Genomic DNA, 12676 nt, shown 5'->3' with positions numbered 1-12676 from the left:
GCAGAACGTGTCGGCCGCCTCGACGGGCCTGACCGACATCTCCTTCACCCTTCCGAAGGACGAGGGCCGCAAGGCCATCGACGCCCTGGACCGGGGAGGGCCGCCGCGCCGCCGATCTCGCGACGCGGGCCGCCCCGCACATCACCGATCCGCTGCGCCGCGCCGAACTGGTGAAGGTGCGGGCAGCCGTGGCCCGTGAGCAGGGGCGGCTCGAAACGTCGTACACCCTGCTCGGCGAGGGCGCGGCCGAGGTCGCCGCGACGGCTTCGGGAACCGCGGCGTTCATGCTGTACGAGGCGGTGACGGCCGCCTGGCACGGCGGTCCGCAGTCCGCCGTATCCGAACTCACGGCCCGCCTCGCGTCCTTGGAACTGCCTCGGAGCGCGGAGACCGCGCCCTTCGTCGACGCCGCGGTGGCCCTGGAGCGGCTCGCCGCGGGCGAACCGAAGGTGGCGCTGCCCGCGCTGCGCGGACTCGTCTCGGGCCTCGGCGGGCGGCACGCGGGGCTCGACCTGCGCGAGCGGCTCTCGATCGCCGCGTGGGCGTTCTCCACGGGCGACCTGGAGGCAGGGCACGGGCACTTCACCGCGCTGGAGCGCGAATGCCGCTCGCAGGGGGCGATCGGTCTGCTGCCGCTGGCCCTGATGCTCCTGGCCCGCTCGCACACGTTCCTGGGCCGCCACCGCGACGGCCACACCGCCGCGGCAGAGGGACTGCGCGTGGCCGAGGACATCGATCAAATGCCGTACGTCGACCAGCTCCGCGGTGTCCTGGCGCACTTGGCGGCCGTCGAAGGGGACGAGGAGCGGTGCAGGGAGCTGGCGGAGCAGCACGACGCGCGGACCGGGCCGTCCTGTCTCGTGTGGAACGTGTGCGCGCTGAGCCTGCTCGACCTGGGCCTCGGCCGCCCCGAGGCAGCCCTGCGGCGGTACGAGGAGCTGCTCTCGGGCCCCGCGCGGCACGCCGTCAAGATCCTCTACTCCCTGCCGGACCTCGTCGAGGCCGCCGTCCGCACCGGGGCCACCGACCGCGCGTCCGAGGCCCTCGCCCGCTACGAGACCTGGGCCGAAGCCACCGGCCAGGCATGGGCCGAGGCGATCGGGCTCCGCTGCCGGGCGCTCCTCGCTCCGGAGTCCCAGGCGGGTGAGCTGTACGAACAGGCGTTGCGCCTGCACCACGGAAGTGGCCGCCTCTTCGAGCGGGCCCGCACCGAACTGCTGTACGGCGAGTGGCTGCGCCGAGCGGGCCGCCGCACCGAGGCCCGCGTCCCGCTGCGCGCCGCGGCCGACGCCTTCGAGTCCCTGCGCGCCGCGCCATGGGCGGAACGGTCCCGCGCCGAACTCCGCGCCACGGGCGAGTCCCGCCCCGCGTCGGCCCCGTCCGGCGACCGCTTCACCACGCTCACCCCGCAGGAACTACAGGTGGTCCGCCTCGCGGCGACGGGCCTGAGCAACCGCGACATCGGCGCCCAACTCTTCCTGAGCCCGCGCACAGTGGGCTATCACCTGTACAACGCCTACCCGAAGCTGGGGGTGGCGTCGCGGGGCGAACTGGCGCGGCTGGGCGAGGCGTCGCCGTCGTGATGGGCTGGCAGGAGGCGCGGTGACGTCCCCGTACGTCTCACCTCCGCAGCCAGTGACCGGCGCCCTCCAGCCACGTGGTCACAAGCGCCTCGTCGCCCAGGACGTCGATGCCGTCGGCGGCGGTCGGGGAACGGCGCCGGTACACGAGGAGGAGCAGGTCCGCGAGTGAGCCGCGTACCGCCGTGGTCGCCTTCTTGTGGGCGTGGCTCACGGTGATGGGGGCCTCGGTCAGGTCGATGAACCACTCCCCCGCCCCCTCGGGAGCGTCGGTGTCGGCGTCGGTGGCGTGGAAGTGAAGGGTGCGGCCGGGTCCGAGCAGCGCGCGATGCGCGGTCTCCGACTCGTACGCCTGCGGCAAGGTGGCGAACTCCAGCCACTCCGCGAGCCCGTCGAGCGCGACATCCGTATCCAGGGTGTACGTCCCGCCGACCGCGGCGGTCGCGTCGAAGCGGTGGACGACCGTCTCGTACGTCATACGGCGGGCCCAGAAGAGCGGGGTGCCGCTCGGGGCCGGGGTCCACACCTTGGCGTCCGGCCCCGTCGTGCGCAAGGCGTCCACGAGCCGGGCGGTGCACTCCGTGAGCCAGGTGGTCAGCGTGACCATGTCGTCGTCCGCTTCGGGCGTGACCTGGTTGACCTGCTCGTCCGGGACGGGCGCGGTGGCCCGGGTCCGCACGATCGTCTCGGCCCAGCTGTGCGTGCCGCCGACGTGGCGCAGCAGGTGGGCGAGGGTCCATCCAGGGCATCCCGGCACCGGCGCGGCGGCGTCCGCGCCGTCGAGGGCCGACACCAACTGGGCGGTCTGGTCGGAGAGTCGGGCGACGTAGCGGTCGTACACCGCACTGGGGCTCGGACGCGTCATGCCGTCACGGTAGACCACGTACCGCTGCCCCACGCAACGCGTCAACACGTACCCAGCGGCTCCAGCGGCCGCTCACGCCGATGTCGAGGACGCCGCCAGGAACTGGGTCGCCGCGAGTTCCCCGTACAGCGGGTCCGCCGCCACCAGTTCGGTGTGCGTGCCCACCGCTCGTACCTTCCCCGCGTCCATCACCACGATCCGGTCCGCCAGCATCACCGTCGACAGGCGGTGCGCCACCACCAGGACCGTCACCTCGCGGGACACCTCCGCCACCACGTCCCGCAGCGCCAGTTCGTTGACCGCGTCCAGCTGTGAGGTCGCCTCGTCGAGAAGGAGCAGGCGGGGCTTTCGCAGCAGCGCCCTGGCGATCGCCACCCGCTGCCGCTCGCCGCCGGACAGCTTGGAACCCCGGTGGCCGACCAACGTGTCGAGACCTTCCGGCAGCTGTTCGACCACGCGGTCCAGCCGGGCGCGTACGAGGACCTCGCGGACCTCGGCCTCGGTGGCGTCCGGCGCCGCGAAGAGGAGGTTCTCGCGGACGGTGCCCGCGAGGACGGGCGCGTCCTGCTCCACGTATCCGATGGTGGCCCGCAGCTCGGCCAGCGGCCACTCCCGTACGTCCTTGCCGTCGACCAGGACCCGGCCGCCCGTCACCTCGTAGAACCGCTCGATCAGGCCGAACACCGTCGTCTTGCCCGCTCCGGACGGGCCCACGAAGGCCGTCATGCCGGGGCCCGGCACGTCGAGGCTCACGCCGTGATGGACGTACGGGAGGTCGTCCCGGTAGCGGAAGGTCACGTCGTCGAAGGCCACGGAAGCCGGGCCGGACGCCGTCGTCCTTGGGCCGGCCTCCCGCCCCGGCCCGCCGCCCCCCTCCGTCTCTTCCGTCCCTTCCGTCTCCAGGCGCTCCGCCTGCACGATCCGTGCGATCGCCGCCGAACCCACCTGGTACTGCGAAGCCGCCTCGACCATGCGCGACACCGGGTCGATCAGATAGAAGAGGAAGAGCAGGAAGGCCACCAGCGTCGAGATGGATATCGCGCCGGACGCGACCCGCGCGCCGCCGATGCCGAGCACCGCGAGGAACGACACCTGCACGGCGAGATTGACCGAACTCCACGCCAGCGCCTGCCACTTCGCCGACCGTACACCGTGCCGCCACGCCTCACGCGCGGCCTCCTGCACCACATCCGTCTCGCGCCGCTCGGCACCGGAGGCCTTGAGCGTACGGAAGGCCCCGAACGCCCGTTCAAGCCCGGTCGAGATCGTGCCCACCGCCTCCTGCCCGCGCCGCGTCTCCCGCGCGATCTTCGGCATGACGACGGAGACCGCGCCGCCGATCAACACGATCACGCCGAGCGTGACACCCAACAGGACGGGGTCCATCAGCCCCATCATCACGATCGTCGCGAGGAAGGTGAGACTGCCGGACGCCGCGGACACCACGCACTGAGTCGTCACGGCCCGCAGCAGCGTCGTGTCCGAGGTGACCCGGGACATCAGGTCGCCCGGCTGGGTCCGCTCCACCTCCGCGAGGCGCAGCCGCAGCAGGCGCCCGATGAGGGTGCGCCGGGCCGCGAGCACCACGGACTCGGCGCTGCGCTCCAGGATGTACGCGCCGAACGACTCGATCGCGGTGCCGAGGACCACGAGCGCGGTGAGGAGCACCAGGATGCCGGTGATCGACCCGTCGCCGCCGAGCTTGTCCACGAGGGACTTGGCCGCCAGCGGCTGGGCCAGCCCGGTCGCGGCGCCGATCAGCGTGAGGAAGGCCCCGAAGGCCACGGCGCCGCGGTGCGGGCGGAAGTGGCGGTACAGGGCACGCCAGGTCTCCTTGGCGGGAAGCCGCTCGGTTTCGGCGGCGGGTTCGGCTGTCACATGGGACAGGACGCGATCGGCGGTGATCCACCTGACTCGCCGCGTCGTGAGTTGTCAGCGGTAGCGGGCGATGTCGTCGTGGTGCTGTCGCAGGGCTGGTGACATCGCGACGCGGTCGTCTTGCAGGAGGTTGCCGGCGATGGCGGAGGCGGCCGCCTCGCCCTTGCCGAGGGCCTGGGCGATGTGGGCGGCGTGAGTGGGCTGGAGGCTTTCGCCGAACGGCGCCTCGTAGGGGTCAGTGACGGCTTCGATCAGACAGGGCCCGTCGAAGGCCATGGCCTGGGTGAAGACGTCGGCGGCCTCGGCGGGGTCCTCGATGCGGAAGGCGTGGAGTCCGCAGGCGCGGGCGACGGCGGTGAAGTCGATGGGGTGCAGTTCGCAGCCCATCTGGGGGTTGCCGAGCAGCGCGGTCTGCTCCCACACCTCCAGGGCGAGGGAGTTGTTGCGCAGGACGACGACTTTGACGGGGAGGTCGTACTGGGCGAGGGTGGCCAGTTCGCCCATGCCCATGCTCATCGATCCGTCGCCGGTGAAGGCGATCACCGGCCGGTCGGGGTGGGCGATCTGGGCGCCGATCGCGTAGGGCAGGGCCGCGCCCATGGTGCACAGGGTGCCGGAGAAGGAGTACTGCATGCCGCGGCGCAGCCGCAGCCGGCCGCCCCACGCGGTCACCGTCCCGGCGTCCCCCGTGACGATCGCGTCATCGGGCAGCGCTTTCGACAGTTCCCAGGTGACCACCTGGGGGCGCATGGGGGTGCCGGAGGAGGCGGCCTGCTCGCCGATCAGCTCCCACCAGCGGCGGGTGGTGGCTTGAGCACGTTCCAGGAAGGACCGGTCCGTCTTGCGCTCCAGCAGCGGCAGCAGCTGTTCCAGGACAGCCGCCGCGTGGCCGACCAGGCCCACCTCGACGGGATAGCGCATGGCGATGCGGTCGGCGTTCAGATCGATCTGCACCCCGCGCGCCTGCCCGGGCTGAGGCCAGAACTCGTAGTACGGCGTGGAGGAACCCACGATCAGGAACCCGTCACAGTCCTCGAACGCCTCGTGGGAGGCGCGGGTGCCGATCAGTCCCATGCCGCCGGTGGTGTACGCGCTGTCGTCAGGAACACAGTCCTTGCCCAGACCGGCCTTGATGATGGGCGCGCCCAGCACCTCGGCGACCTGCTCCAGCAGATCACCCGCCCCGCGAGCGCCGGCCCCGGCGCAGATCGCCACCCGCTCACAGGAATTCAGCACCTCGGCCGCCGCACGCAGCCGCTCGCCCGGCGGGACGACGGTGAACGGCTGCCCGGCCAGCGACAGATGTCCGGGCACATTCTTCGGCGAGAGGGTGTCCTGCTCCAGCGTGAAGGACTGGACGTCGATGGGGATCGCCAGGTGGGAGGGCGTGCGGTTCATCAGCGCGCTGCGTACCGCCAGATCGGTGGCGGTCACAGCGTGGGCCGGGCCCATGACCCGCTCGGAGAACATGCACGCCCCCTCCAGCAGCCGGTCCGAGGGCAGGTCCTGCAGGAAGTGGGCACCAACCGTGTCGTGATACGACAGGCCGGTGATGGCGATGACCGGGGCGCCGTCGATCCGCGCGTCGTACAGGCCGTTGAGCAGGTGCACCGCCCCCGGGCCCGCGGTGGCCACGCAGGCGGCGGGGCGGCCGGTGAACTTCGCATGGCCCACACACGCCAGCGCCGCGTTCTCCTCGTGCCGTACATGCACGAAACGCATCTCGGGGTGGGTGCGCAGTGCTTCGAAGAATCCGTTGACCTGGTCCCCGCAGATGCCGAAGCAGGTGTCCACGCCCCATTCCAGCAACCGCTCGACGATCAGGTCGGACGTCGTCTTCGCGTTGCCCGGCTGCTCGTTGCTGGGCGGTGCGGACATCAGGCAGCTCCTCGGTGTGCGGGTACAGGACCGCTTCCACCCTCCGCCCGGCCCTCCGGGCACGCACCCTCACCGAGGCCGTCCGAGCGACGGAAACAATGTGCGGATCCTGGTCGTACAGGATCGCGGCGAGCGCGATGCCGCATCCGAAGAGCAGGACGAGGGCGCACAGCGACACGGACGGCGGCCAGCAGCGGGCGGGCGTCCTCGGGGAAGAGCACGGTTACGTGGTGTCGGTCGGGTGCCGCGGGTCCGGGAGGGCGGGCCCGCGCGGCGTCTCCGGGCCACGGGATGCCGGGTCGCGTGGGCTCGGGACGGAGCCCGCGCCGGGCTGTGGTGCGGGGCGGTCCGTGACACGGGGCCCGGGACCGTCGTCGGCCCCGGGGTGGGTGCGCGCCAGGTCGATCCGGGACCGCAGCCGTAGCTTCCGGTAGATCTGCCGCAGATGGAAGCCGACGGTGTGCGAGGACAGGAACATCTGATTCGCCACCTGACGGTTGGTCAGCCCTTGTGCCACCAGGTCCGCGACCCTGCGCTCGGTGTCGGTCAGGCTCGCCCACCCGGATGCGGGCCGGTCCGCGTGCTTCCAGTGCCGCCGACGCACCCCGAGACGGCGCAGCCGGCGCCGCACCCGGGCCTCGTCCCGTGCGGCGCCCAGCCGCGCGTACTTGGCCATGGCCCACTCCAGTTCCGTCACCGTCGTCGCACGGTCGGCCGCGCACAGCGCTCCCAGGTCCTCGGCGGCGGAGGCCCCGCACCATGGGTCGCGGTGCGTCTGCACCGCGCGCCGCAGCGCGTCGGCGTCCTGCCGGTGCACCCCCTGCGCGTGCGCGGCGGCGGCCAGCAGCGAAGGTACGTCCGGGTTGTCGGCGGCGAGCCGTCGCGCGGCCCGCACGGTGGCGTCGGCCCGTTCCCCGTCGCCCCGGTCGGTCGCCGTGCGCACCAGCCAGGCGGCCGCCGCCGGTTCCTCGCAGAGGAGCAGGCGCAGGGTGCTGTGGTCCGTGTGGACGGTGGCCAGCGCGGAGTCGAGGCCTTCCAGGTCACGCCGTGCCGCGGCGAGCTGTGCCGTCATCCACGCGGCGCCCGCCCGTGACGCGGCCGCCGCGGCGCCGTCGAGCCCCTGCTCCGCCACCGTCCGCGTCAGCTGCCTGACGTGTCCGTCGGCCGCGGCGAGATCCCCACGGCGCAGCGCGACCTCGGTGAGGGTCCGCCAGGCCAGCGGCGAGTACCGCGGCATGCCCGCCTCGTCGGCGGCCGCGAGCCCCCCGGCGGCCTGTGACTCCGCTTCCTCCAGGGCGCCCCGGGCGAGGGCGAGGGACGACCCGAGGATCATGCCGGCGCCGCGCAGCACCGGCCATCCCTCGGCCCCGCTGTCACCGCGGAGGGGGCTCAGGACGGCCGCGGCCTCCGTGGTCTCCCGCAGGTGGGTGAGCATGGTGGCGAGTGCGAGGCGGGGCGGGAACGGCCAGCACACGCCGTGTTCCCCGTCGGGCGGGCCGGCCGCCTCGCGGGCCTGCCGCAGCGCTTCGCCGACCCGGCCCGCGTACCAGTGCGACCGGGCCAGCACGCACCGCAGTCCGGCGGACGGGCGGCCGTGGCGTGTCATCTCCTGCCGTGTCTCGTGTTCGGCGGCTGCCGCGTCCAGGTCGACCAGGGCGTTCAGTCTGCCCAGGACGATGCGGTCCGTGAGTTCTTCGGCGCCCGTGGTGCCCGGCGGAGGCGGCGCCCCTGCGACGGCGACGGCCCGTGCGGTCCGGCCCGCGAGCAGCAGCGCCGAGGACAGCTGGCACCGCACGACGGCGGCCTGCTCCTTCGGCAGTACCCCGCCCAGGGCCTCCTCGGCCAGCGTGATCGCCCGGGGCAGGGGCCCGCAGCGGGCCAGCGCCTCGACCGCGACACGGACCAGATCCGCCCGTACGGGGTGCGGCGGACCGGTGATCTCCAGTGCGCGCTGGGCGAGTCCGGCCGCCGTACGCGGGTCGGTCGCGACGACCGCGGTGGCCGCCGCGCACAGCACCGTCACGGCCCGGGTGTCGCCGCGGCGGGCGCCGTGCACCAGGTGCGCCGCGGCCGGCAGGACACCGCCGTCCCGGCCGATGACCATCTCTGCCGCCCGGCGGTGCAGTGACCCGCGCAGCGGTCCGGGCAGTGCCGCGAGCAGTGCCTGCCTGACCAGTTCGTGCCGGAACGCGACGGTGTCGCCCTCGCACACCATGATCCGGGATTCCAGCGCCTCCCGCAGTGCCGGCAGCATGGAGGCCGTGGTCTCGCCCAGTATCTGCGCGATGTCCTCGGGCGGGGCGGTCCTGCCGAGGACGCAGGCCACGTCGAGCAGCAGCCGGGTGCCCGGCTGGAGGGCCGTCGCCCGGTCGCGCACCAAGGTGCTGAAGCGGCGCGGCACTTGCGCGTTCGTGAGCTCTCCGGTCGGCCGGGCGCGCCCGTCGGTCACCCGTACGTGGTGTTCCACGACGAGGCCGTCGAGGAGCGCGATCAGTGCCGCGGGGTTGCCGTCCGCGCCCTTGGCGTAGGAGAGCAGCTCGGGTGCGGGCTCGGCCGACAGCCGGTCGGCTGCCAGCTCCGCCACGGCCTGGTCGTCCAGGGGCGGCAGGTGCAGCCGTTCCGCGCGGTCGGCGTCGCCGAGCACGGTGAACAGCTTGCCCGGCAGCGATTCCGTCCCGCCGGTACGGCGGGCCATCACCCACACCACCGGCCGGCCCGCGCTGCGCGCGACCAGAGTGCTCAGCGCGGCCAGTGTCATGGTGTCCGCCCACTGGAGGTCGTCCAGCACGACGGCCACGGGGCCGCGGCGCAGCCGTTCGCCGAGCGAGAGCCGCATCCGGTCGATCAGCCAGGCGGAGTGGGCGCCCATGGCGCCCGGGTCCTCGTGCGGGGAGCCCGCGTCGGTGGTGGGGTCCAGGGCGGCGATCAGGGGTGCGAGGGGGATGGCGCGCCGGATCTCGTCGGCGGTGCCGTACGCGACGGAGAAGCCGCACTGGGCCGCCACGGCCGCGGCGTCGCTCAGCAGCCTGCTGCGGCCGGTGCCGGCCGCTCCTTCGACGAGGGCGACGCCTCCTCGCCGGGGGCCGGACCGTGTGGTGTCGAGCAGGTGCAGCAGCCGTACCCACTGCCGTTCCCGGCCGCGCAGCCGCGGCCCGGGCGGCGGGGACGGCGGGGACGGTGCTGATGGTGTGGGTGGTGTGGGGGTGTGCGGGGAGCGGGACGAGGGAGTCGAGTCGATGTGGGGGGTGTGAGCACGTGATGACAAACGAATCCCCTTGTGCCTGGTCAGATCGGCTTGGGTGAAATCGTCGAGGGACGGGCGCACATCCGTCAACACCACCCGAAGATGGACATGTTGTCCTCTTCTCCACCGCGGTCGCCGAGCGGTTCGCGTCGGTGGCCCGGGAGCGGTTCGGTCACTCCGGGGTTCCCTGGCTTCCGGCGCTCCCTGGCTGGTGAGTGACACCGCCGCGCACCGTCAGGAGCGCGCGGCGGAGGTGGTGGGGCGCTGCTGCGGCTGGGGGTCGCGCAGGACGCCGGCCGTGCACGCGGGCGGCACACGGCGAGCGGGCCCGCGTACGACACCCTGCTCTTCGACATGTTCGGTGTCATCGCGCGCCATCAGTCCGAGGCCGGCAAGGCCCGCCTGGCCGCCACCGCGGGCGTGCCCGACACTCTCTTCCCGGGAGGCGTACTGGGGTCTGCGGCAGCCCTACGACCGCGGGGACGCCACCGGCCCCGGCTACTGGCGGCAGGTGGCCGACGCGCTCGGCGCCGACTTCGGGCACGACCGGGTCGCGCGGCTCATCGAGGCCGACATCGCCAGTTGGAGCGCCGTCGACGACACGATGGTCGCGCTGGTCGAGGAGCTCGCGGCGGCGGGCAGGCCGATCGCGCTGCTCTCCAACATCCCCGAGGAGCTGGCCGCCCACTACGAGGAGCGGCACGCCTGGCTCAAGCAATTCCGAGTGCGCGCCTTCTCCTGCCGCATCGGCCACGCCAAGCCGGAGGCGGGCGCCTACCGCTGGTGCCTGGACGCCCTGGGCACCGAGCCGGGACGGGTGCTTTTCGTCGATGACCGCGAGGAGAACATCCGCGCGGCGCAGGCGAGCGGCGTACGCGGCCACCTCTTCACGACCCCCACCCGCCTGCGGGAGGAGCTGCGCCTCAGCGCGTGATCGCGGCCTCAGCGCGTGATCGCGGCCTCAGCGCGTGATCGCGCCGAGCAGCGCCTTTGCGCACAGGTCCCGCACCTGTGCGCGCGTCAGTTCCGGCTCCGCCAGCCACTCCAGGCAGACGGCCACCATGAAGGCGAGCCAGCCGCGCACCGCGAGGCGCAGCGCGGGCGGGTCCTGGACGAGGTCGGCGTCCGGGTCCGCGGCGAGGGCCGCGAGGATCTGCCGCTCCTGGGCCGCGAGGCCCCGCCCGTAGACCTCGCGGACCAGCGGATCGCCCGCCGCCTCGGCCCGGTGGAAGGCGCGGAAGCCCTGCGCGTGGCTCTCCACATAGCCGAGGAACGTGTCGAGGCCGCTGCTGATCTGCTCCCGCACCGGCAGACCGGGCTCGGCCGCCGTCAGGCGCAGCATGCGCTCGCTCTCGCGCTGTACGACGGCGGCGAAGAAGTCCCGTTTGGTCGGGAAGTAGTGGTACAGGAGTCCGCGTGAGACGCCCGCGATCTCCGCGACCCGCTCGATCCACACATCGTCGTACGGCTTCTGCGCGAACAGCCGCGCCCCGACCGAAAGCAGCTGCTCACGCCGCTCCTCGGTGCTCATTCTGCGGCGCGTGCGCTCCGGTGGGTTCGCGGCCATGCACGCACCTTACTTGACGCGAATTCAATAGCGGGCCCAGACTGAGGACTCTTATTGAATCCACGTACAACAGGCTCGTCGGAGCCAACGGGCGCGCTGGACAAGGGAGATGGGCACATGGCGCAGACGACGCGGTCAGCGGCCGGGCAGACGGTGTCGGCGCAGCCCCCGCCCAAGGGTTTCCGCAGCGCGGAACTCGGCTGGCCGGAGCTGCCTCACATACCCCATCCGCCGCGCCGCCTGCCGTTCCTCGGCGACGTCCTGGGGGCCGACGCGCGGACGCCGTTGCAGGACTCGATGCGGATGGGACGCCTGCTGGGGCCCATCTTCCGGCGCAAGGCGTTCGGCAAGGAGTTCGTCTTCGTGTGGGGCGCCGAGCTGGTCGCCGACCTGGCCGACGACTCGCGCTTCGCCAAGCACGTGGGCCTCGGGGTGGCCAACCTCCGTCCGGTGGCGGGCGACGGGCTCTTCACCGCGTACAACCACGAACCCAACTGGCAGCTGGCGCACGACATCCTCGCCCCGGGGTTCAGCCGCGAGGCCATGGCGGGCTACCACCCGCTGATGCTCGACGTGGCCCGGCAGCTGACGGCGCGCTGGGACGAGCGGGAGTCGGCGGGGCGGGCGGTGGACGTGCCCGGCGACATGACGAAGCTGACGCTGGAGACGATCGCCCGCACCGGGTTCGGGCACGACTTCGGCTCCTTCGAGCGGTCGGCGCCGCACCCCTTCGTGACGGCCATGGTCGGCACGCTCTCCTTCGCCCAGCGCCGCAACGTCGTCCCTCCGCTGCTCACCCCGCTGCTGCTGCGCGGCGCCGACCGGCGCAACGACGCCGACATGGCATACCTCAACCGCACCGTGGACGCGGTGGTCGCCGCCCGCCGCGCCGCGTCCGGGTCGGGCGGCCACGGCGATCTGCTCGACCGCATGCTGGAAGTGGCCCACCCCGGGACGGGGGAGCGGCTGTCTTCGCAGAACATCCGCCGGCAGGTCATCACCTTCCTGGTGGCGGGGCACGAGACGACCTCCGGGGCGCTGTCCTTCGCGCTGCACTACTTGTCGCGCTCCCCGGAGGTGCTCGCCCGCGCGCGGGCCGAGGTCGACGAGGTGTGGGGCGCCGAGGAGGAGCCCGCGTACGAGCAAGTGGCCAAGCTGCGCTACGTACGCCGGGTGCTCGACGAATCGCTGCGGCTGTGGCCGACCGCTCCCGCATTCGCCCGTGAGGCCCGCGAGGACACCACGCTCGGGGGCGTGCACCCGATGCGCCGGGGCGCGTGGGCGCTGGTCCTCGCCACGATGCTGCACCGCGATCCGGCCGCGTGGGGCGAGCGCCCCGAGGAGTTCGACCCCGACCGGTTCGCCCCTTCGGCGGTACGTGCCAGGCCCGCCCATGTCTTCAAGCCGTTCGGCACCGGCGCGCGGGCCTGCATCGGACGACAGTTCGCCCTGCATGAGGCCACGTTGGTGCTCGGCCTGCTGCTGCGCCGCTACGACCTGCACGCCGATCCCGGTTACCGGCTGCGCGTCGCCGAGCGTCTGACGCTCATGCCGGACGGCCTCACTTTGCGGCTCACCCGCCGGTCAGCGGCCGCGTAGGAGCGCCATTGTCAGACCCGTGCGCCACAGTGGTGGGTGGCATCGCCGCGATGCCGCCCACGCCA

General features: G+C 73.1%; 10 protein-coding genes. 4 read left to right on the top strand and 6 right to left on the bottom strand.

The features are described 5' to 3' along the window. Together ACWDZ7_RS18450 and ACWDZ7_RS18445 are read left to right on the top strand one after the other, a co-directional pair. A partial coding sequence (locus ACWDZ7_RS18450; protein WP_451798118.1) for a hypothetical protein occupies positions 1–199 on the top strand: 199 nt, incomplete at its 5' end. After that, positions 189–1583, top strand: coding sequence for a helix-turn-helix transcriptional regulator (locus ACWDZ7_RS18445; protein ID WP_451798093.1), 1395 nt, complete (start codon positions 189–191; stop codon positions 1581–1583). The genes ACWDZ7_RS18450 and ACWDZ7_RS18445, both read left to right, overlap by 11 nt. 37 nt (positions 1584–1620) lie before the next feature. Here ACWDZ7_RS18445 and ACWDZ7_RS18440 read toward each other — a convergent pair whose 3' ends face one another. The 5 genes from ACWDZ7_RS18440 to ACWDZ7_RS18420 form a co-directional block, all read right to left on the bottom strand. Further along, positions 1621–2445, bottom strand: coding sequence for a maleylpyruvate isomerase family mycothiol-dependent enzyme (locus ACWDZ7_RS18440; RefSeq protein ID WP_451798091.1), 825 nt, complete (start codon positions 2443–2445; stop codon positions 1621–1623). 72 nt (positions 2446–2517) lie between these two features. Next, positions 2518–4323, bottom strand: coding sequence for an ABC transporter ATP-binding protein (locus tag ACWDZ7_RS18435; RefSeq protein ID WP_451798089.1), 1806 nt, complete (start codon positions 4321–4323; stop codon positions 2518–2520). Between the two features lie 54 nt (positions 4324–4377). After that, positions 4378–6201, bottom strand: coding sequence for a thiamine pyrophosphate-dependent enzyme (locus ACWDZ7_RS18430; protein WP_451798087.1), 1824 nt, complete (start codon positions 6199–6201; stop codon positions 4378–4380). Positions 6202–6424: 223 nt separating this feature from the next. Further along, positions 6425–9466 (bottom strand): helix-turn-helix transcriptional regulator, encoded by a 3042-nt coding sequence (locus ACWDZ7_RS18425; RefSeq protein WP_451798085.1) that lies wholly within the window; start codon positions 9464–9466, stop codon positions 6425–6427. 213 nt (positions 9467–9679) lie between these two features. Beyond that, entirely contained in the window at positions 9680–9823 is a 144-nt protein-coding gene (locus tag ACWDZ7_RS18420; RefSeq protein ID WP_451798083.1) for a hypothetical protein, read from the bottom strand. Positions 9824–9956: 133 nt separating this feature from the next. Between ACWDZ7_RS18420 and ACWDZ7_RS18415 the strand changes: the two genes are divergently transcribed. Continuing rightward, positions 9957–10379 (top strand): HAD-IA family hydrolase, encoded by a 423-nt coding sequence (locus tag ACWDZ7_RS18415; RefSeq protein ID WP_451798081.1) that lies wholly within the window; start codon positions 9957–9959, stop codon positions 10377–10379. Positions 10380–10406: 27 nt separating this feature from the next. Here ACWDZ7_RS18415 and ACWDZ7_RS18410 read toward each other — a convergent pair whose 3' ends face one another. Next, positions 10407–11012, bottom strand: coding sequence for a TetR/AcrR family transcriptional regulator (locus ACWDZ7_RS18410; RefSeq protein ID WP_451798079.1), 606 nt, complete (start codon positions 11010–11012; stop codon positions 10407–10409). A 117-nt stretch (positions 11013–11129) separates the two neighbouring features. Between ACWDZ7_RS18410 and ACWDZ7_RS18405 the strand changes: the two genes are divergently transcribed. Next, positions 11130–12611 carry a cytochrome P450 gene (locus ACWDZ7_RS18405; RefSeq protein WP_451798078.1) on the top strand — a complete coding sequence of 494 codons (1482 nt, stop codon included), beginning with the start codon at positions 11130–11132 and terminating at the stop codon, positions 12609–12611. Positions 12612–12676 lie beyond the last annotated feature (65 nt).

The organism is Streptomyces sp. NPDC003032 (genome assembly GCF_053591415.1).
Note: the sequence above shows the minus strand (reverse complement) of the source record. Positions and strands in the feature narration are given on the sequence as shown.